This window comes from Bordetella genomosp. 9, from assembly GCF_002261425.1.
In the GTDB taxonomy this organism is placed as follows: Bacteria; Pseudomonadota; Gammaproteobacteria; order Burkholderiales; family Burkholderiaceae_B; genus Bordetella_C.
This window is the reverse complement of sequence record NZ_NEVJ01000003.1, coordinates 415,927-435,754: the sequence shown is the minus strand read 5'-3', so window position 1 is coordinate 435,754 and position 19,828 is coordinate 415,927. Positions and strand designations below refer to the sequence as shown.

Below are 19,828 nucleotides of genomic sequence, written 5' to 3'. Positions count from 1 at the left end.
GACAGGACCCTGCCGCGCTCGCCAAGGATTGGATCCAATATCCTGGATATACTAGTCGCGTTTTCGGCGGTGCCGCAATCAGTCGATCATTAGGGATTTCCCCCTGGCGCGGCGCACCGCCGCATCAGTTCCCTGAGATCCGGTTGTCGGTCGAAGGACGCCATCCGCGCCAGGACCTCGGCGACGCCGGCCTCTCCCAGCGCGGGTTGCGCGACGGCGCGGAACTTGGCGAAAACCTTCTCCGACTGCGCCGCCTTGTCGTCGATCGGCACGCCGCAGTCGTAGGTCAGCGTGGACGACATGTCGGCGCCGTGCAGGATCGTGACGGTGGAATCGCTCAGGCTCATCCCCGGCACCAGCCTGACCGCGACCTTCGCCAGCATGGCGGCGACGGACGGATCGCTGAACCGCTCCCAGGTCCGCAGGCTGCCCGTGTCGATGCCCAACATGGCGAAGGCCGCGGTCGCGCGCAGGCTGAACTTGGCCTCCAGCGCGGTGGCCGGCGCCTGGATATTGCAGATGGAGCAGCCCTCGCCCGCCACGACCTCGATACGGGCAACCTGATCCGCCGCGATGCCATGCGCGGAACGCAGCGCGGCGATGGCCTCGATCGTCGAGTGCGTGCTGTAGCAGGCCGCATGGAACTTGAACAGGTTGTTCAGGATATGGAAGCCGCTGGCGGGCGGCGACGTCGCCAGGCCGACGTGGAAATCCTGGCCGTGCACGGCGGCATACCCCTGGCGGCATTCCAGGATGTCGGTCCTGCTGACGAAGCCTTTTTCAGCCAGCAGCGCCGCGCGCAATCCGCCCTGCGACGCCAGGCCGGCGTGCAGGGGCTTGGCCATGCTGCCGAACATGGCCTTCAGGCCGGCGGCCTGCGTGGCGGCCACGCCGACCGCATGGCTGGCCTGGACGGGTGACAGCCCGATCAAATGGGCGCATGCCACCGCGGCGCCCAGGCAGCCGATGGTGCCGGTCGCATGGAAGCCGTTCGCATAGTGCGCGGGTTCCACCAGGGTGCCGATGGCGCAGGCGAACTCATAGCCCGCCACGAAGGCGGCGATCACGTCGGCCGGCGCGCGGCCGCGCTGTTCCGCCAGGGCCAGCAGCGCCGGCAGGATGGCCGCCGACATATGGCCCGGCACCGACAGGTTGACGTCGTCGTAGTCCAGCGCGTGCGACATCGTGCCATTGACCAGCGCGGCCTGCGCCGTCGTGCCGCGCCAGGCGCGGCCCAGGACGGTCGCCTGCCCATGGCCGCCCTCTTCCCGGGCCAAGGCGTCGACGATGCCGCTGACCGGCTCGTCCAGCGCGGCGAACGCGCAACCCAGCCAGTCCACCAGGCAGTCGCGGGCGACGATACGCACGTCGGCGGGCAGCGCATCGTGGCGCAGCGCCAGCGCGCGTTCGACGAGCAGGCGCGTCAGCGATGCATCCTTGCCGCTATTGGCGTCCATGAGGCCTTATTCCTCCAGGTTGATGCCGGCGTCCTTCAGCCGCGTGCCCAGCTTCGCGATGTCGGTCTTGAGCATGCCGGCCACCTGGGGCGGCGTCATATAGGTGACGACGTTGCCCTGCGCGGCCTGCTGCTTCTGGTACGCCGCATCGCTTGCCATCGCCTTCAACGCCGCATTCAATTTTTCGACCACATTGTCGGGCGTCCCCTTGGGGGCGAACATCGCGTACCAGATCGGAAAGACCATGTCGGGATAGCCCTGCTCCGCCAGTGTCGGCACATTGGGCAGGAAAGGCAGGCGCTTGGCGGACGTCGTCGCCAGCGCCACCAGCGTGCCATTGTCGATGGCGGCCTTTACCGCGTCCGTATAACCCGGGCCGGAAATGGAGACCACGCCCGCCATGGTGTCGGACATCGCCGGCGCGGCGCCCTTGTACGGCACGTGCAGGAGCTTGATGCCGGCGCGGTGCGCGAACAAGGCGATGGGCAGGTGTGTGGTGCCGCCTATGCCGGCCGAACCGAAGCTGTAGACGTCGGGTTTCTTCTTGGCGGCGGCGACCAGGTCGGCGATGGTCTTGATGCCCAGGTTCTTGTTGGCGACGATGACGTGCGCCGACTCGGCAACGCTGCCGATGGGCGCGAAGCCGTTGGGATCGAATGGCAAGGGATTTTTAGCCGAGCGCGTATACGGGAAGATCGCCATCGAATTCACGGCGAACAGCAAGGTGTAGCCATCCGGCTTGGCGCGGTTGACGGCATCCGTGCCGATCACGCCGCCGGCCCCCGGCATGGACATGACGACGATGTTCTGTCCGATGCGCTGCGACAGCGCCTGCGCCATGACGCGCGCCGCCACGTCGGTGGGACCGCCCGCGGAATACGGCACGATCAGCTGTATCGGCTTGTCAGGATAATTGCCCTGGGGCTGCGCGTGCGCCGCCGTCGATACGGCGATGGCGGCCATGGCGAGTACGCCGCCCAGGCCCAGTGCGGCCCGGCGTTTGTAGTGTCGGTTCAACATGCTTGTCTCCGTTGTTTTTGAATTGATTTTTGTTGCGCGCCGCGCTGCCGCTATGTGGCATGCGTGGCGGCGTGCTCCCCTGCCCGTCGGCCGAACACCGCGCCCCGCAGCACGGACGTGGCCCCCGGATAACGCCCGTAGTACAGGCCCATCGTCTCGCCGGCGGCGTACAGGCCCGGCAGTATGCACCCTTCGTTCTTGACCACCTGCGCGTTGGCGTTCACCTTCAATCCTCCCAGCGTGAAGGTGTTGGCCGAAATGATCGGATAGACGTGGAAAGGCGGCGTATCCAGCGGCACGGCATAGTTGGACTTGCGCGGCGACAGGCCGCTGGTGGCCAGGCCGTCCAGGATTTCCGGATTGAAGGTGCCCGCGCCGCAGGCGCGGTTGTATTCGTCGATGGTGCGCTGCGCGGCCTCGCCGTCGAAGCCCAGCTTCCTGCCCAGCGACGCGATGTCCGGCGCCGTTTCCGGCGGCTGGTCGCTGCGCACGCAGCGCTTCCAATTGGGGATGCGGTTGATCTTGTCGTCCAGGATGCAGTAGGCGATGCCCTTCTTCTGCTCGGCGATCAGGCGGATGGTTTCTTCGTAGTGCGCATCGATGGTGCCGGGGGCTTCATCGATGAAGCGCTTGCCGTCGCGATTGATCAGCACGCCATAGGGATACACCATGACCAGCGCTTCGGACGCGCTTGATCGCGGATCGATGGGCTGGCCGTGGTATTCCGCGAAGTCGCCCGACGGCGCCGCGCCGATACGCAGCGCCATCTTGATGCCCTCGCCCTTGTTGTAATAGCCGCCCGGGGCGACCGGGCGCAGATAACGTCCCTTCGCGCCGATATAGCGGATGACCATTTCCGAATTGCCCTGGAAGCCGCCGCAGGCCAGGATGACGGCATTGCAATGGAAGCGGTGCGGCACGTTGGCCGTATCCGTGGCCTTCAGGCCGCGGACCTTGCCGTCTTCCGACTGCAGCAGCTCGTAGGCGGTCATCTCGTAGAAGAAGCGCACGCCGGCCTTTTCGGCGCAGGCCGTCATGGTTTCCACCAGCTGCAGGCCGCCGCCGTTGACCGCGATACGCGGCGACGGACGCGGCGTCAGGCCGTAGAAGCCGGCTTCGCCGAAGCTGATGCCGTGGGCCTTCAGCCACGCGATGGCGTCGGGCACGGACTCGGTGAAGGTGGAGATCAGCTCCGGATCCGTGAACGGCAGCGCCTTCACGACCGGCGACCAGTTCTCATAGTCGCGCACGGTGGATTCGGCGAAGTCCGGCTGGATGTAATAGCCGCTGTTGTCGATCAGGAGCGATTCGAAGTCGTGCGCGAGCTCCGTTTCGCTCTTCATGCGCAGGTAGGCCTCCGTATATCGGGTGTTGCCGCCTCGCTCTTCGTAGGTCGACCTTTCCAGCAGGGCGACCTTGGCGCCGGCTTCGGCGGCGGCCACCGCCGCGCTCAGGCCCGCCACCCCGCAACCCACCACCACCACATCGAAGCGGGATTCTTCTTGCGCAACCATATGCGTTTTCCTGGTCATGAAATATGCGGCTAGTGTTGGTGATTTCGGCGGGGGCCTCAATCGATATTTTTGCCGGTTTGCATGAGTGGGAGTTATGCGAAGCGTGCGTAGATATCGTGCTGGGACAGGCGTAGTTGCTGTGTATAGTCAGCGCTGGATCGGATCAAAATCGCATCAAGAACGCATCAAGCGGAAGACAGGAGACAGCGATGCAGCATGAGTTTCTGGAGCTGGGCGCCTCGGTCGCGCACGCCGACATCCACGACGAAACGCCGGCGGCCAGGACCGCGATCGACCAGGGCATCCGGGCTTCCCTGCTGTGCACGCTGTTCGGTATCGAGCGGGAGCGCTGGGTCTGGCCTTTCCGGGCCAGGGGCGATGCGGCCGATACCGCCGGCCGCATCGACGGCATGCTCGGCGGCTTGCTCGAACCGCTGGATCGCATCGGCCATCTCGGGACGCTGGCGGGGGCTTCCGACCTGGACCCCATGGATCCGGGGCCGTCGCATACGGTGCTGCCCGCCACCCTGGCAGCCTGCGCGGCGCACAAGCTGGTTCGCGCGCAGGCCGGCCGGCTTTCCGCGGGCACCGCCCAGGCCGCGGCGCACGATGCCGATGCCGATGCCGATGCCCAGATCGGTTCCGCCGTCCTGGCGGGCGTCGACGCGGCATGGCGCTTCCGGGGCGCCATCACGGGAACGCGGCCGGGCGTGGGTTTCCACAGCCCCGGCGTCTTCGGCACGCTCGCCGCCGCGGCCAGCGCGGCGCGCATGCTGGGCCTGCCGCCGCAGGCCTGCGTCAACGCGCTGGCCATCGCCTTGACCCGCGCGTCCGGACTCGCGGTCAACAGCGCGGCGTCGATGATAGGCATGACGCACTTCGGCTGGGGCGCGCTGCATGGGCTGGAAGCGGCGCTGCTGGCCGCGCGGGGCTGGGAAGCATCGCGCGATTTCCAGCGCGGCCTGGGCACGCTGTTCGGCCAGGACCACGTCGATGCCGCGCGCCTGGCGGCCGCCGGCCCGAAGGCGGCCGAAGCGCTGGTTTTCAAGCGCTATCCCTGCAACATCTACCTGAACCTGCTGGTGGCGATCCTGGAAGAAGTCGTCGACGGCGGCCCGGTCGAGCGCATCGAGATCGACATGCCCTGGGTGCCTCACCTGGATTGCCCGGCTCCCAGGGACCTGCGCCAGGCGCGCAACAGCGCGCAGGCCGTGGCCGCGATCGCCGGCGCCGGCGACATCTCCTACGCGGCGTTTTCCGGGCCTGCGGGCCCGTGGGCGCCCGCGCCGGCGGTGGCCGCGCTGTTCCCGCGGATCGAGCTGCGCATGGATCGCGACGCGCCCACGGGGCTCAGGAACGCCGTGATCGGCGCGCGCATCTGGCGCGGCGGCGCGATGATCCATGAAGCCAGGCGCTCGATGCAGGACCTGCGCGGTTGGGGTATCGAGCATGCGCGCAGGCTGATGGGCGCCGACGATCCGCATGGCGGCGTGGCCGCGCTCTACCAGGGTTCGTATGGCGGCGCCTATGCGCACGTGCAGGCGCGGCTGGCGAGCGTCTCCGCCTGAAGCTTTCCGCCCGCTGACCCCTACGCGGCCGCCGGCTGCGCGGTGGCCGCGGCGATCTCGTCCAGCAGCCAGCCGCGGAAAAGCTCCAGCGCCGGATCGCCGCAATGCCGTGGCGAGCTCATCAGGTAGTAGGTGCGTTCCGACGCCACTTCGTGCGGGAATATCCGCCGCAGCGTCCCATTGGCCAGTTCCCCCTGCACCAGGAAACTCTGCGCCAGCGCCACGCCCAGGCCCTGCTCCGCCGCGCGGTATGCCATCGCCGAGGACTCGAACTTCATGCCGCCTTCCAGCGGCACGTCCTCCGCGCCGACCGCGCGCAGCCATACGCCCCAGTCTTCCGGGCGGGCCAGCGAGTGCAGCAGCGTCGCATTCTTCAGGTCGCCCGGCGCGCGCAAGGGCCAGGCCGCCGCCATCGACGGCGCGCCCACGGCGATCAGCCGGTAATCGAACAGCCTGTCGCTGCGGATGCCGTCGTCCACGCGCCCGGCCACCGCGCGTATCGACGCATGGATGTCGCTATGTTCGAAATCCAGCGGCGCCACCGACGCCGTCAGCCGCACCTCGATTTCCGGATTGATTTCCTGGAAGCGCCCCAGCCTGGGGATCAGCCAATACATCGCGAAGGTGGAGAAGGCCTGCAGGTTCAACACGTTCTGCCGGCCAGAAAATTTCAGCCGCCGCGTCGCCAGATCGATGCGCGCGAAGGCATCGACGACGTCGCGCATATAGGCCTCGCCATCCGGGGTTAGCGTCACCGCGCGATGGTTGCGATAGAACAGCGGAATGCCGAACAGTTCTTCCAGGTTGCGCACGTGGCGGCTGATGGCCGACTGGGTCAGGAAAAGCTCCTGCGCCGCCTTGGTGAAACTGCGGTTGCGCGCCGCCGATTCGAAGGCCCGCAACGCGGTCAGCGGCGGCAGCCGCGACATGGATGGATGTTCCACGATGCCTGGGCTTCCATGAGTCAGAGTCATGCAGCGTAGCACAAGAAGTCGTTTGAGCTTATCGGTGCCAACCCAGAGAATGGACGGCTGCACATCCGGAGACACCCCCATGAAACGCTACCAGCTCTTCATCGATAACGAGTGGCGCGACCCGCGGTCCAATGCGTGGTTCGAAACGCATGACCCCTACTCCGGAGCGGCCTGGGCCGAGATTCCACGCTGCAACGCGGACGACGTCGACCTCGCGGTGACCGCCGCGGCGCGCGCCTTCGAAGGCCCCTGGTCGACCATGTCCGCCAGCGATCGCGGCATGCTGCTGCACAGGCTGGGCGCGCTGATCGAACGCGACGCCGAGCATCTGGCGGCCGTCGAATGCCGCGACAACGGCAAGCTGACGCGCGACGTGCTGGGCCAGATGAAGTACATGGCCAAGTACTACTACTACTTCGGCGGCCTGGCCGACAAGATCCAGGGCGCGGTCGTGCCCATCGACCGGCCCAAGGTCTACAACTTCATCCGCTACGAGCCCATGGGCGTGGTGGCCTGCATCACGCCATGGAATTCGTCGCTGCCGCTGACCACCTGGAAGATGGCGCCCGCGCTGTGCGCCGGCAACACCGTGGTCTGCAAGCCGTCCGAGTACACGTCGGCGTCGCTGTTCGAACTGGCCCGGCTGTTCGAGGAAGCCGGCTTTCCGCCGGGCGTCTTCAACACCCTAACGGGCTTCGGCGCGGAAGTCGGCGAACCGTTGGTCCGCCATCCCGACGTGCACCGCATCGCCTTCACGGGCGGCGACGAAGCAGGACGCCGGATCTACGCCACCGCCGCGCAAAGCCTCAAGCGCGTGTCGCTGGAGCTGGGCGGCAAGTCGCCCAATATCGTGTTCGACGACGCCGACCTGGACCAAGCCGTCAAGGGCGTGATCGCCGGGATATTCTCCGCCACGGGCCAGACCTGCGTGGCCGGCTCGCGCGTGCTGCTGCAGGAATCCATCCACGACGCATTCGTCGAGCGCCTGGCCGGGATCACCCGGACGGCGAAAATCGGCGACCCCGCCGATCCCGCCAGCGAGATCGGGCCCATCACCACCAAGCCGCAGTTCGACAAGATCCGCGACTATATCGAGGTCGCGAAGCAGGAAGGCGCGCGCTGCGTGGCGGGCGGGCGCACCTTGTCCGGGCCGGGTTACGGGGCCGGGCAATTCATCGAACCGACCATCTTCGTCGACGTCACCAACGACATGCGCATCGCCCAGGAAGAGGTATTCGGTCCGGTGCTGTCGGTGTTGAAATTCAAGGACGAGGAAGACGCCATCCGCATCGGCAACGACATCCGCTTCGGGCTGGCGGCCGGCGTCTGGACCACCAGCCTGCATCGCGCCATGCTGATGTCCGAACGCCTGAAGGCCGGCACGGTGTGGATCAACAACTACCGCTCCAGCAGCTACACCACGCCCTTCGGCGGCGTGAAGCACAGCGGGATCGGCCGCGAAGGCGGCATCGACTCGGTCAAGGAATTCATGGAAGCGAAAAGCGTCTGGATATCCACCGACCTCAAGATGCCGAATATCTTCGCGGGCGAATAAGATAAGGGCTGACCAAGCCCGCGCTCCGCCGGGCGCCCGTGCACGCTGCAAAGCGCGCCGGCGCCGGACGGGTAGCCGCAACGCCCGCCTGGAAGGCATATGGAAAACACACCGGCTGTTCCCCTGCTCTTCACGCCGCTGACGCTGCGGTCCGTCACGCTGCGCAATCGCATCGTGGCGTCGCCCATGTGCCAGTACCATTCCGTCGATGGCGGGCCGGGCGCGTGGCAGACGATCAACTTCGGCAAGTTCGCCGTGGGCGGCGCGGCGGTGGTCTTCGGCGAGGAAACCGCGATCGAGCCCCACGGCCGCAAGACCTACGAGTGCGCGGGCCTGTGGAACGACGACCACGTGGCGGCGTATCGCCGCATCAACGAATTCATCCTGGAACAGGGCGCGGTGCCCGCGGTGCAGCTGGGCCATTCGGGCGGCAAGGGGTCCTGCCATGGCGCGCTGCAGGACTGGGCGCCGCTGACCGACGCCAGCGCGGATGCCGGCACGCCGCCCTGGACCTGCATGGTGCCCAGTTTGCGCGAGCCGCCGCCCGCCTGGCCCCGCATGCGCGAAATGGACGCCTCCGACATACGGCGCCACCTGCGGGACTGGCAAGAAGCGGCGGCGCGCGCGCTGGATGCCGGCTACCAGATCCTGGAAATCCACGGCGCGCATGGCTACATCATCCACCAGTTCCTGTCGCCGCTGACCAACCGCAGGCAGGACGGCTACGGCGGGTCGCGCGAAAACCGCATGCGCTTCGCGCTTGAAGTCGCGGAGACGGTACGCGCCGCCTGGCCGGATCACCTGCCCCTGTTCTTCCGCGTATCGGCGGTGGATGGCCGTGGCGGCATATGGGATATCGACGATACGGTGGCGCTGGCCGCCGCACTGCGCGATCGCGGTGTCGACGTCATCGACTGCTCGTCCGGCGGTCTGTCCGGCAATACCGCCATGCCGGTGGTACGGCGGGTGCCGGGCTACCAGGTGCCTTTCGCCGAAGCGGTGCGCGGCCGCACCGGCTGTCCCACGATGGCGGTGGGCCTGATCACCGAGGCCGAACAGGCCGAAGCCATCCTGCGGGCCGGCCAGGCCGACCTGATCGCGCTGGCGCGCGAGCTGATCTGGAATCCGAACTGGCCCGTGCATGCGGCGGTGCGCATGATGGGCCAGGACGCCTATCGGCTGCTGCCGCCGGAACAATCGGTGCGGCTGATCCGGCGGGAAGTCATCGCCGCCATGCCGCTGAACCGCACCGGCGCGCCCGCGTCGCCCGGCGACGAGGCCCTGAGCGAAAGGATCTAGCGCCGGTCACCTTTCAATAACCTGTCCGCGGACGCCGCTGTTGTATTCCACGCAGACGGCGGTCTCATCACGCAACGGATCGCGCGGCAAGCCTCGCATTTATCCGTATCCTCGCATCTCCGACGCGGGCGCTGACGCGCACCGCATAACGAAAAACACATCGGAGACAGAGCATGAAATCCCGTCGCGCCTTCCTGAAAACCGCCACCGGCCTGGGCATGGGCTTCTGCTCGTGCGGCCTGCTGGATGCAGCCCGCGCGCAGGCGCCCGCCGCGCCCAGGCATCTTCCCGTCACCGTCAACGGCAAGCGCGTACGCACCGTCGATACGCACGCGCACTGCTACTTCCAGGACGCCGTCGACCTGATGGGCGCCGACGCGAAGGGCGTGCTGCCGCCGGTGAAGGGCGTGCCGGAGCACTTCATCGCCGCGTCCAACCAGGACGCCATCCGGAAACGCCTGGCCGCCATGGATGCGATGGGTATCGACATGGAAGTGCTGTCCATCAATCCCTTCTGGTATCGCAAGGACCGCGATACCTCTGCCGCCATCGTCAAGATCCACAACACGCGATTCGCCGAGCTGTGCGCGGCCTATCCCCAGCGCTTCGCGGCCTTCGCCTCGCTATCGCTGCAGTACCCCGACCTGGCGGTGCAGGAGCTGGAAACGGCCATCAAGACGCAGGGCCTGCGCGGCGCGGCCATCGGCGGCAGCGTGAATGGCGAGGAATTCTCCGATCCGAAATTCCATCCCGTCTGGGCCAAGGCCGAGGAACTGGGCGCCGTGCTGTTCATCCATCCGCAGAGCACGCCCGAACTGGCCAAGCGGTTCAAGGGCAACGGCTGGATGTCGAATGTGATCGGCAATCCGCTGGACACCACCATTGCGCTGCAGCACCTGATCTACGAAGGCGTGCTGGACAAGTACCCGCGCCTGAAGATCCTGGCCGCGCACGGCGGCGGCTACCTGGGATCGTATGCGCCCCGCATGGATCACTCGTGCTTCGTTTCGCCGCAGAACTGCAATCCCGACATCGTCTTGAAGAAGAAGCCGACCGAATACCTGAACCAGCTTTACTTCGACAACCTGGTGTTCACGCCGGAAGCCTTGCGGCACCTCGTGGCCCAGGTGGGCGCCAGCCAGGTCGTGCTGGGCACCGACCACCCCATCCCCTGGGAGGATCATCCCGTGGACCAGGTGTTCGCCACGAAGACGCTCAGTGACGCGCAGCGCGTGGCGATCCTGGGCGGCAATGCCCAGCGCCTGCTGGGATTGCGGTTGACGTGATCGGCTGGGTCAGCGCGCGGCCTGGCGGGCGCGGCCGCGCGGCGCTGGAGCGGCGGCTATCGCGGTCTTGCGCTTGCGCGCGGCCGGCCGTTGGGCCGGCCGCGTGCCGCGCGACATGGCCTCGCGCCGCAGCAAGGCGGCAAAGGCCAGGCTGGCGCGCGATTGCGGCAGCGCGTTGTTGAACAGCAGGCCGGGCGTGCGCATGGGCGTGGGGTTTTCCAGCGGAATCACCCGCAGCGCCGGGTTCAGCGCGGCCGCGCCGGCCACGACGATCGTGCCGACCTGCATGCGTCCGGCCAGCCCGACCATCGCGGCGATCGAATTCATTTCCGCGATCACGACGGGCTCGGCGCCCGCGGCCGCGAAGCACTCATCCAGCATGCGCCGGGTCGAAAACCCGGGCGGCAGCAGCACCAGCGGCTCCCGATGCAGCTCGATCATGCGGATGCGCCGGCGATCGGCCAGCGGATGCTGCTCACCCACGACCAGCACGAGCTCTTCGTTGAACCAGGGTTCGAACTGCAGCGCGCTGGACGCCGCCGGCCGGTAGGCCACCCCGAAATCCAGCTTGCCGCCTTCCAGCTGCGCCGCGATGGCATCGGCGGGCAGCTCCTCGATCACGATCCTGACGGCCGGACTCTGCAGCAGGAAGCGCGCCACGCAATCCGGGATGAATTCCAGGTTGAAGGTGTGGGTGGTGCCGACGCGCACTTCACCCATCATGGAAGCCGTATCGCGCTTGAGCTCGCCCAGGCCCATGTCCACTTCCTTGAGCGCGCGCGCCGCGTAGGCCACGAAGGACTCGCCGGCGGGCGTCATCACGACGCGCTTGCCGATCCGCTCGAACAGCCGCTGGCCGACTTCCTCTTCCAGCTGCCGGATCTGGTGCGACAGCGTGGACTGCGTGACGTGCACGCGTTCCGCCGCCCGCGTGAAATTCAGGGAGCCCGCCAGGGCGATGAAATACCGAAGGTGCCGCAGTTCCACGCCGTCTCCCCACGCGCTTGCTGTTGTCTGTTCGAATGATCGATGACGTCAATAATAAATCGTCAAATTAATCATTTCCATCTTTCACCGGCGCCGGATAGTCTGCCGACCTGTCAGGATTGGAGGCGAACACGCACATGGCCAAGGTACTGGACGGCATCACCGTCATCGAACAAGGGACCTTCATCACCGGCCCGGCGGCAGGCATGCTGCTGGGCGACCTGGGCGCCGATGTGATCAAGGTCGAGCAACCGGAAACCGGCGATCCTTTCCGCGCCTTCAAGGGCGGGCTGTACAGCCCGCACTACCAGACCTACAACCGCAACAAGCGCAGCATCGAGCTGAACGTCAAGAATGCCGAGGACGCCGCGCTGTTCGACGAGCTGATCCGCGGCGCCGACGTCTATATCCAGAATTTCCGCCCTGGCGCGGCCGAACGCATGGGCGCCGGGCCGGAACGCCTGCGCGAACTCAATCCCCGCCTGGTGTACTGCGCGATCAGCGGTTTCGGCCAGACCGGGCCGGCCGCCGGGCGTCCCGCCTACGACACGGTCGCGCAGGCCGCCAGCGGCTTCCTGAACCTGCTGGTGAATCCGGCCAATCCACGCGTGGTGGGGCCGGCCATCGCCGATGCGCTGACGGGTTTCTACGCCGCCTACGGCATCCTGGGCGCGCTGGTCGAACGCGCACGCACCGGCGTCGGCCGCGTCGTCGAGGTGTCGATGCTGGAAGCCATGTGCCACTTCAACCTGGACGCCTTCACGCATTTCTTCGCGCAAGGCGAGATCATGGACCCCTACAGCCGGCCGCGGGTATCGCAGTCCTATGCGCTGGCCTGCGCCGACGGCAAAAAGATCGCGCTGCACATGTCGTCGCCGGAAAAGTTCTGGCGCGGGCTGGCCGAAGCCATGGAGCGGCCCGACATCCTGGCCGATGCGCGCTTCGCCACGCGTGAAGGCCGCATCGCCAACCAGGAAGCGCTGATCGAGATCCTGGGCGGCGTCTTCGCCGGGCGCACCCGCGACGAATGGTGCCGCCGCCTGGCGGCGCACGACGTGCCGCACGCGCCCATGTACGACACGGCGGAAGCCCTGCAGGACCCGCAGGCCTTGCACATGCAGCTGGAAGTGCAGGCCGACCACCCCACGCTGGGACCCTGGCGCACCGTGCGATCGCCCGTCAGCTTCGACGGCGAGCGCCCCGTCGACGTGACGCCGCCGCCGCTGCTGGGCGAACACAATACGCAGATCCGCGCCGCACTCGAACAGGCGCGGGCCACGACCTCCGAGAAGGACGCATCATGAAGATCGGCAAGGCCACCATTCCCACTACCGCCATCTGCACGTCCGACGAGCACACCATCGTCGTGCGCGGCGAAGACCTGTGCAAAGACCTGATCGGCCAGATCTCCTTCACCGACTACTTCCATCTGCTGGTCACCGGACGGCGTCCCGACGCCGCCGCGACCACGGTGCTGAACGCGACGCTGGTCGCCATCGCCGAACACGGCTTCGTGCCCAGCGTGCAGGCGGCGCGCATGACGCTGGCCGCCGCGCCCGACGCCTTGCAGGGCGCGGTGGCGGCCGGGCTGCTGGGCTGCGGCTCGGTCATCCTGGGCGCTTCCGAAACCGCCGGGCGCCTGTTCACGGAAATCCGCGAGACGGCGGCGGCCCAGGGCGTGGACATCGACGCCGCCGCGCAGGCCGTCCTGAAGCGCTATGCCGCCGAAGGCAAGGCCATCCCCGGCTACGGCCATCCGCTGCACAAGGAACGCGATCCGCGCGTGGCCCGCCTGTTCGAAGTCGCGCGCGGCTGCGGCGCGGGCATGGAATACGTCGATATCGCCGAGGCGGTGGAACGCCAGATTCCGGGCGTGATCAACAAAGCACTGAAGCTGAATGTCTCCGCCGCCATCCCGGCGGTGCTGCTGGGCGTGGGCTTCCCCTTGCAGGCGCTGCGCGGCGTGCCGCTGCTGGCGCGGGCCGCGGGCCTGATCGCCCATCTGAACGAAGAATTCCAGCAGCCGGCAGGGTTCGCCTTGTCGTATCAGGCGACGCGCGAACTGCGGTATGAAGGCGAAGTTCCGGCTGGGTTCGGCAAGTCGGAACACTGAACGCATCACGGGGGCGATCGACGCGATCAAACGCATCAAACGCGATCAATGCGATCAATGCGATCAATGCGATCGAGCACGTTCGCAGGAACAACCATACCAACAACCACAAGAACGGAGACAAGCATGATGAAAGCATCGGTACATCCCGCCGGCCGGCGCGCCTTCGCGGCGCTCGCACTGGCAGCAGGCGCCCTGCTGCTCGCCACGCCGCCGCGCGCCCTGGCGGCCGACTATCCGGACCATCCGATCAAAATGATCGTTCCCTTCGGCGCCGGCACCACCACCGACAGCGTGGCGCGCATCGTCGGCGACGCCATGGCGAAAGCGCTGGGCCAGCCGGTCATCGTCGAGAACCGCGCGGGCGCCGGCGGCTCCATCGGCACGGAATTCGTCGCCCGCGCCGCGCCCGACGGCTACACGCTGGTGATGGGCACCGTGGGCACGCACGCCATCAACAAGGCGCTGTACCACCGCCTGGGCTATGACCCGATCCGCGATTTCGCGCCCATCGCCATGCCGGGGTCGACGCCGACGCTGCTGGTGGTCAGCGCGTCCTCGCCCTACAAATCGCTGAAGGACCTGGCGGCGGCCGCGGCGCAGCCCGCCGGCATCAGCTTCGCATCCGCCGGCACGGGCACGTCGGGCCATCTGGCGGGCGAGCTGCTGAAGTCCCGCCTGGGCGGCACCATGGTGCACGTGCCCTACAAGGAAGGCAGCCAGGCCCTGACCGACGTCATGTCGGGCCAGGTGCAATTCATGTTCTACCACCCGATCGCCGTCCTGCCGCAGATCAAGGCCGGCAAGCTGCGCGCGCTGGGCACTTCGGGCGCGCAACGCAGCGCCGCCGCGCCGGACGTGCCCACCATCGCCGAACAGACCGGCAGCGACTTCAACCTGGTCGCATGGTTCATGGTCTATGCGCCGGCCGGGACGCCTCCGGCGGTGCTGCAAAAGCTGCGCGACGCGACCAACGGCGTGCTGGCCGACGCGGGCGTGGCCGCCAAGCTGCAGGGCCAGGGCGTGGAGAAAAGCAACATCCCGGCCTCGGGGCTGGACGCCTTCGGCCGCGACGAACTCGCCAAGTGGTCGAACCTGGTCAAGCAGTCCGGCGCGCAGGTGGATTAAGCGGATCCGGCAGGTCGCCCGGCCTGGAATTCCGGCCGGGCCCTCCTCATCCATGGTCGTGGGTATGCCGATTGCTCTACGCGGCGCACGTTTCAACGTCGTGAGCGAGGTCTACCATGGAAGGCACCAATCTTCATACCGGGGTAACGCCGGCATCCCTGGGCAAGCGCGAGTCGTACGGCTCGGCGGTATCGTGGGGGGCAGTCCTGGCGGGCGCGTTCGTCACGGCCGCCACCTACCTGATGCTGCTGCTGGCCGGCGCCGGCTTCGGCTTCGCGTCCATGTCGCCCTGGGGCGGCGAAGGCGCTTCCGCCAAGACGCTGGGCATCGGCGTCATCATCTGGCTGGTGATCATCCAGATCATTTCGGCCGGGCTGGGCGGCTATATCGCCGGCCGCATGCGCACCAAGTGGGTCGACGTCCATACCGATGAAGTCTATTTCCGCGATACCGCGCACGGTTTCCTGGTGTGGGCGGTCGCGGCCGTGGCCAGCGCCTTCCTGCTGGGCTCGGGCATATCGTCGGCGGTCAGCGGCGCGGCCAAGGTCGGCGCGGACGCGGTGTCCGGCGTCGGCGCCGCCGCGGTATCGACGGCGGCCTCGACGGCGGGCAACGGCGGCGGCGCGGGCGGCATGCAGGGCCAGTCGATGCAGTACTTCGTCGACAGCCTGTTCCGTTCCGACCGTCCCGATGCGTCGCAGGGTGACGCCGCGAAGGCCGAGGTCGGCCGCATCGTCGCGGTGAGCATCGCGCGCGGCTCCATCACGCCCGAAGACAAGACCTACGTTGCGCGCGTGATTGCCACGCAGACCGGCGTCGACCAGCCCACCGCGGAAAAGCGCATCGACGATGCGATGAACCGCGCGAAGCAGACGGCCGACGAGGCGGCGCAGAAGGCCCGCGAGGCCGCCGACCAGGCGCGCAAGGCCGCGGTGGGATTCGCGCTGTGGGCCTTCCTCTCGATGTTGATCGGCGCGTTCGCGTCCACCTATGCCGCCACGCGCGGCGGCCGCACGCGCGATTCGGTGTTGTGACCGCAAGGAAAACGGGACGCCGCGGCGTCCCGTTTTCCTTGCCCCGCCCGTTCCCGCCCGTTCCCGCCCGGTGTCCGCGCCCCGGCAAAGCGCCGCGTCCGGTCGCCAGCCCTGGATCCGGCCGAACTGCTGGCGTCCCGTCACCGGCCCGCGACGCGGGCGAAATGCCGCATCAGGGCGGCATCGAAGGCGGCGCGGTTTTCGATATTGGGCAAATGGCCCGCGGCGGGAATCATCTCCAGCACGGCGCCCGGAATGCGTTGGGCCAGGCTGGCCATCTCCGCCGGCAGCACGCCGTCGTCCTCGCCGCAGATCAGGGTTACAGGCAGATCGACGCCGTCCAGTCCATCGCGGAAATCGAAATCCTTCAACGCGGCCGCCGTGCCGGCAAAGCCTTCAACCGGCGTCTCGCAGATCAATCGATAGACCGCGCGCGCCGCATCCGTTTCCCGCCCCGCTGCCCCGAACCACCGCGCGATCGTGGGCGCCGCCAGCGACTGCATGCCTTGCGCGCGCGCCAGTGCGATACGCTCATCCCAGGGCGCGGCGAACGACGCCGGCGAATCGGCGCGGGCGTCGCAGATGACGGCGCTGGCCAGCCGCCGCGGATGCCGCCCGGCCAGATCGAAGCCGATCATGCCGCCCAGCGACAGGCCGACCAGGTGCACCATATCGATCCGCATCGCGTCCATCAGCGCGATCACGTCATCGCCCAGCTGGCGCATGCTGTACGGCGCGGGTGTCACCGTACTGGCGCCATGCCCGCGCGCATCGTAGGCGATGACGCGATAGCCGGCCTGGCGCAGCAGTTCGAACTGGCCTTGCCACATCGCATGCGAGGTCATGACGGAATGGCTGAACAGCACGCACGGCGCGTCGGGCGGACCGTCCTCCACGATGGCGAAGCCGGCGCCGCCGGCCTGGATGAAATGGGTATCAGGCGTGGTCATTGGGTGAGTATCCTGTAGGTACGGCGGCACCACGCTGTTGGAAGCGCGGCGCGCCCGCGTGTGGCGGGCACCGGGTCAGATAGTAAAAGAGCCGGACCGGCGCCGGGCATTGACGACACCCCCAGGCCCATGCTTATAATTTTTAGAAATTTGCTTATTTCCCAAAGGAATTAGCTAGCCACGGGAATGAGCCAAACCCCGTCCGCATTTCCGGAGGCCCGCCATGCTCCTGCGCCAATTCTTCGACGCCGCGTCGTCCACCTACACCTATCTGATCGCCACCGGCACGGGCGGCGAGGCGTTGATCATCGATCCGGTCAAGGAACGTCTGCCGGACTATGCCAGCCTGCTGCGCCAGCTCGACGTGCGCCTGCTGCATGCCATCGACACGCATACGCATGCCGACCACATCACGGCGCTGGCGGATCTGTCGGACGCGACCGGCTGCGCCACGGTGATGGGCGAATACACCAAGGCCGACTGCGTGGCGCGGCGCGTGGTGGACGGGGAAATCCTGCGGGTCGGCGATATCGCGCTGCAAGGCATCTACACGCCGGGCCATACCGAGGAATCCTTCAGCTTCGTGCTGAATCCCGACCGGCCGATGGCGGTCTTTACGGGTGACGTCCTGCTGATACGCGGCACGGGGCGCACCGACTTCCAGGGCGGCGACCCGCGCCGTTCGTGGGATTCGATCGTCAACCGGCTGTTCCGGCTGCCCGACGACACCATCGTCTATCCGGCCCACGACTACCGCGGCTGCACGGCGTCGACGATAGGCGAGGAAAAGCATCACAACCCGCGCCTGGCCGGCAAGACCGAAGCGGAATACGTCGCCATCATGAATGGCCTGAACCTGCCCCGCCCCCAGCTGATGGATATCGCGGTGCCGGCCAACCTGGCCTGCGGCCGCGTCTGAACGCTCAATCCGGCGCGTTCTTGTCCGGCATGATGCGCATGATCAGTTCCACCCGCCGGTTGGCGGCGCGGCCGGCCTGCGTATCGTTGCTTTCCAGCGGCTTGGTATCGGCGTAGCCCACGGCGCGCAGGCGCTGTCCGTCGACGCCATCGTGCACCAGTTCGCGCAGCACCGACGTCGCGCGGCTGGTCGACAGGTCCCAGTTCGACGCGAACTGCCGCGTCAGGATGGGTACGTTGTCGCTATGGCCTTCCACGGAAACCGGGTACTTGCTGCGATTGATCACATCGGCCAGCTTCTTGATCAGCGGTCCGCCTTCCTTGCTCAAGGTCGCCTGTCCCGAGGTGAACAGCAGTTCGTTGCTGATGCGAAAGCTGACCGTCTGGCGGTTGATCTGCACGTCCACCGATTTGCCCAGGTCGGCCAGGCCCAGTTCCGCGGCGGTCGGCATCTTGATGGGCGCGGCGGGCGGTTCCAGCGGTTCGGCCGGCGCGGTGGCGACCGGTGCGGGCGGCGGGTCGGGCAGCCGCGACCATTCTTCCGGTATCCGCGGCAGATCCGCGGCCCAGGGCTCGACCGGGCCGGGCGGCAACTTGGCCAGGCTGACGCCGGCGGCGACCTGCGGCGGCTTGGCGCCGGGGCCCGGGCCGATGCGCGTCAAGGCCAGCATCACCACGAACAGCGCCAGCAGCAGCGTGATCAGGTCCAGGTAGGTCATCAGCCAGTTGTCGGGTTCCCGGTCCAGGGTCTCCGGCACGTGCCAGCGCTCGTAGCGGTTGCGCCGTACGGTCTTGGTGCGCTCGCGGCGCTGGCGTTCTTCTTCTTCAGCCTTGCGCCGTATGGCGATGTCTATCCACGACGCGCGGGTCGGATTCGAGCTCATGGCCGTTGCGACGTTGCCCGGCTACGCAGGGAGGCGGCATCCACCATCGAAGGTGCGCCCATGCTCGGCGCGGTGCGGGCCGGCGCCTGGCGGGCCGCGCCGCGACTGCTGGCCGCGGGGACAGCGGCGGCGGCGCCGGCCGCGGCCTTGGCCGGGGCTTTCTTCCTGGGCGGCTGTTCGCGGATCTCGTCCTCCAGGTTCTGCATGAAGGAATTCAGGGTCTCGCGCACCACCGCCGGGCCGCGCCGCTCGGACATCATGGATATGCCCTGCAGGATCATGTTCATCAGCACCAGGCGCTGTTCGGTGCGGCGTTCCAGCTTGATCGCGATGGGCTTGCAGATCAGGTTGGCCAGCAGGATGCCGTAGAAGGTCGCGATCAGGGCGATGCCCATCTGCTTGCCGATGACGTCCATGCCTTGCGAACCCAGCACCGTCATCAGGTTGACCAGGCCGATCAGGGTGGCCAGCATGCCGAAGGCGGGCGCGAAGCTGGCCATCGTGCGGAACATCTGCGCTTCGGCCTGCTCGCGCGCGCGCATGCGGGCGATGCGCCACTGCAGCAGTTCGATGATCTGCTCTTCGGGCGTGTTGTCGATGATCAACTGCACGCCGGTGCGCAGGAAGGGATTGGTGACCTTCTGCAGTTCGCGTTCGACGTTGTGCACGTCCGAGCTGGCCCAGCTGTGCGCCAGGGCGACCAGTTCGTCGATGTCGCGCTGCATATCCAGCTTTTCATTGCGGAACACCAGCCGCAGCAGCGGCGCGATCCGGCGCACTTCCGTCATCGGATAGCCGATGAACAGCGCGGCGGCGGTGCCGCCCAGCACGATGCCCAGGCCGGGCAGATTGACGAAGGCGATCGCGTCGGGCGACGACGTGAATATGGCGGCCGCCAGGGTCACGAGGGCGACCGCGATACCGATCAGGGTTGAAGCATTCATTGTGGGGCCCATGAAGGCAGCCGGCCCGGGCATCCGGCCGGCCAGGTCCCGCGCGACGGGCGAGACAGGGCAATTCTAGTAAGCCCGCCCCGGACCCAACGGGCGCAAAAACGGCCTAAAACCCCCCGAAACCGGCCGATCGCCCCTGGCCGCTGATACTGCCCCCATTTACCTCGATGGTGATTCTGGCCGCCGCC

17 protein-coding genes are annotated in these 19,828 nt (G+C 67.5%); 9 read left to right on the top strand and 8 right to left on the bottom strand.

The features are described 5' to 3' along the window. Positions 1–89: 89 nt before the first annotated feature. Genes CAL26_RS13195 through CAL26_RS13185 form a run of 3 tightly spaced genes read right to left on the bottom strand, consistent with a single transcriptional unit; the run spans position 90 to position 3,991 of the window. The gene (locus tag CAL26_RS13195; protein WP_094847367.1) at positions 90–1,457 is read right to left on the bottom strand and encodes an MmgE/PrpD family protein; all 1,368 of its coding nucleotides are present in this window, start codon (positions 1,455–1,457) and stop codon (positions 90–92) included. 6 nt (positions 1,458–1,463) lie between these two features. Next, the gene (locus CAL26_RS13190) at positions 1,464–2,477 is read right to left on the bottom strand and encodes a Bug family tripartite tricarboxylate transporter substrate binding protein (protein WP_094847366.1); all 1,014 of its coding nucleotides are present in this window, start codon (positions 2,475–2,477) and stop codon (positions 1,464–1,466) included. Positions 2,478–2,527: 50 nt separating this feature from the next. Further along, positions 2,528–3,991 (bottom strand): FAD-dependent oxidoreductase, encoded by a 1,464-nt coding sequence (locus CAL26_RS13185; protein WP_094847365.1) that lies wholly within the window; start codon positions 3,989–3,991, stop codon positions 2,528–2,530. A gap of 209 nt (positions 3,992–4,200) precedes the next feature. On the opposite strand from CAL26_RS13185, the gene CAL26_RS13180 reads away from it, so the two are divergent. Then, positions 4,201–5,559, top strand: a complete 1,359-nt coding sequence (locus tag CAL26_RS13180; RefSeq protein ID WP_094847364.1) for an MmgE/PrpD family protein — start codon at positions 4,201–4,203, stop codon at positions 5,557–5,559. 20 nt (positions 5,560–5,579) lie between these two features. Here the strand turns inward: CAL26_RS13180 and gcvA are convergent, their stop codons facing one another. Then, positions 5,580–6,503, bottom strand: a complete 924-nt coding sequence (gene gcvA, locus CAL26_RS13175) for a transcriptional regulator GcvA (protein WP_179283349.1) — start codon at positions 6,501–6,503, stop codon at positions 5,580–5,582. Between the two features lie 109 nt (positions 6,504–6,612). Between gcvA and CAL26_RS13170 the strand changes: the two genes are divergently transcribed. The 3 genes from CAL26_RS13170 to CAL26_RS13160 all read left to right on the top strand — a co-directional run bounded on the left by CAL26_RS13170 (position 6,613) and on the right by CAL26_RS13160 (position 10,673). Continuing rightward, positions 6,613–8,088: an aldehyde dehydrogenase gene (locus CAL26_RS13170; RefSeq protein WP_094847362.1), complete on the top strand. Its 1,476-nt coding sequence runs from the start codon at positions 6,613–6,615 to the stop codon at positions 8,086–8,088. Between the two features lie 99 nt (positions 8,089–8,187). Beyond that, positions 8,188–9,387: an NADH:flavin oxidoreductase/NADH oxidase gene (locus tag CAL26_RS13165; RefSeq protein WP_094847361.1), complete on the top strand. Its 1,200-nt coding sequence runs from the start codon at positions 8,188–8,190 to the stop codon at positions 9,385–9,387. 173 nt (positions 9,388–9,560) lie between these two features. Continuing rightward, positions 9,561–10,673 (top strand): amidohydrolase family protein, encoded by a 1,113-nt coding sequence (locus tag CAL26_RS13160; protein WP_094847360.1) that lies wholly within the window; start codon positions 9,561–9,563, stop codon positions 10,671–10,673. Between the two features lie 9 nt (positions 10,674–10,682). On the opposite strand, the gene CAL26_RS13155 is transcribed toward CAL26_RS13160, so the two are convergent. Then, positions 10,683–11,660 carry a LysR substrate-binding domain-containing protein gene (locus CAL26_RS13155; protein WP_094847359.1) on the bottom strand — a complete coding sequence of 326 codons (978 nt, stop codon included), beginning with the start codon at positions 11,658–11,660 and terminating at the stop codon, positions 10,683–10,685. Positions 11,661–11,797: 137 nt separating this feature from the next. On the opposite strand from CAL26_RS13155, the gene CAL26_RS13150 reads away from it, so the two are divergent. The 4 genes from CAL26_RS13150 to CAL26_RS13135 all read left to right on the top strand — a co-directional run bounded on the left by CAL26_RS13150 (position 11,798) and on the right by CAL26_RS13135 (position 15,935). Next, positions 11,798–12,964 (top strand): CaiB/BaiF CoA transferase family protein, encoded by a 1,167-nt coding sequence (locus CAL26_RS13150; RefSeq protein ID WP_094847358.1) that lies wholly within the window; start codon positions 11,798–11,800, stop codon positions 12,962–12,964. Continuing rightward, positions 12,961–13,773, top strand: a complete 813-nt coding sequence (locus tag CAL26_RS13145) for a citryl-CoA lyase (protein WP_094847357.1) — start codon at positions 12,961–12,963, stop codon at positions 13,771–13,773. The genes CAL26_RS13150 and CAL26_RS13145 overlap by 4 nt, the downstream gene beginning before the upstream one ends. Before the next feature lie 126 nt (positions 13,774–13,899). Then, positions 13,900–14,901, top strand: a complete 1,002-nt coding sequence (locus tag CAL26_RS13140; RefSeq protein ID WP_256988397.1) for a Bug family tripartite tricarboxylate transporter substrate binding protein — start codon at positions 13,900–13,902, stop codon at positions 14,899–14,901. Positions 14,902–15,017: 116 nt separating this feature from the next. Beyond that, complete coding sequence (locus CAL26_RS13135; RefSeq protein ID WP_218831549.1) at positions 15,018–15,935, top strand: hypothetical protein; 918 nt, start codon at positions 15,018–15,020, stop codon at positions 15,933–15,935. 140 nt (positions 15,936–16,075) lie between these two features. Here the strand turns inward: CAL26_RS13135 and CAL26_RS13130 are convergent, their stop codons facing one another. Next, the gene (locus CAL26_RS13130) at positions 16,076–16,885 is read right to left on the bottom strand and encodes an alpha/beta fold hydrolase (protein ID WP_094847356.1); all 810 of its coding nucleotides are present in this window, start codon (positions 16,883–16,885) and stop codon (positions 16,076–16,078) included. A gap of 223 nt (positions 16,886–17,108) precedes the next feature. Here CAL26_RS13130 and CAL26_RS13125 point away from each other — a divergent pair, with 223 nt between their 5' ends. Next, entirely contained in the window at positions 17,109–17,804 is a 696-nt protein-coding gene (locus CAL26_RS13125) for an MBL fold metallo-hydrolase (RefSeq protein WP_094847355.1), read from the top strand. Positions 17,805–17,808: 4 nt separating this feature from the next. Here CAL26_RS13125 and CAL26_RS13120 read toward each other — a convergent pair whose 3' ends face one another. Together CAL26_RS13120 and CAL26_RS13115 are read right to left on the bottom strand one after the other, a co-directional pair. Next, positions 17,809–18,687, bottom strand: coding sequence for an OmpA/MotB family protein (locus CAL26_RS13120; RefSeq protein WP_094847354.1), 879 nt, complete (start codon positions 18,685–18,687; stop codon positions 17,809–17,811). Then, positions 18,684–19,631, bottom strand: coding sequence for a motility protein A (locus tag CAL26_RS13115; RefSeq protein WP_094847353.1), 948 nt, complete (start codon positions 19,629–19,631; stop codon positions 18,684–18,686). The genes CAL26_RS13120 and CAL26_RS13115 overlap by 4 nt, the downstream gene beginning before the upstream one ends. Positions 19,632–19,828: the final 197 nt, after the last annotated feature.